This window comes from Vibrio sp. 704 (genome assembly GCF_033339295.1).
Window position 1 is genome coordinate 1 of record NZ_JAWOUH010000542.1, and the last position, 652, is coordinate 652.

1 protein-coding gene and 1 pseudogene are annotated in these 652 nt (G+C 46.3%); both read right to left on the minus strand.

Annotated elements, in window-relative coordinates:
• A pseudogene (locus tag R7R24_RS27630) lies at positions 1-169 on the minus strand (ABC transporter permease); the annotation flags it as partial.
• Positions 166-652 (minus strand): alkaline phosphatase family protein (locus tag R7R24_RS27635; RefSeq protein ID WP_318120260.1); only part of this gene is annotated, 487 nt, incomplete at its 5' end. The pseudogene R7R24_RS27630 and the gene R7R24_RS27635, both read right to left, overlap by 4 nt.

Consider the following 652-nt stretch of genomic DNA (forward strand, 5'->3'; position numbering starts at 1 on the left):
CGTAGATAAAGCTGTTAAACAGTACCCAAATCATGGGCGCGAGTTGAAATAGGTAGAAAAAAAGCGCAAAGGGAACCAGCCAGATTGCGGGTTTGATGCGCTTAAGCCAAACACTTGTCGTTGGTTTCGCCGCGCGGCTCGCGCTTGGTGATAAAACAGAACTGCTCATAGTGCTAACAACGCTTGCGTGTAAGGTTTATTGTGGTCAAGGTTTAACAACTGACAAACCGTGCCACAAATCTCGGTTTGTTTAACGTGACACTCTTGATGTGTGAACTTGTCGCCAATCACAAACATCGGAACTTCACGCTCTTCAGGGAGAATACCGCCGTGAGAAAGATCGTTGTTCATGCCATGGTCACTGGTGACGATGATCTGATAGCCATCGGCCAACCATTGCACGATGTAATTGGAGAGAATGATGTCTGCACCACGTGCTGAGTTGCGGTATTGGCGAGAATCCAATCCGTGCTTGTGACCCATGTCATCAATATTCATTGGGTGGATTAGTAAAAAATCAGGCTGGTGAGTGCGACGCAAATGTTCAGCGTCTATGAAAAGCGCTTCATCAGGATAATGATCCCAATGATAGAAACAGCCGTGCTGAATATTCATTGTTTCATCGTTCGTAAAACGATCGCGAATCGGCTCA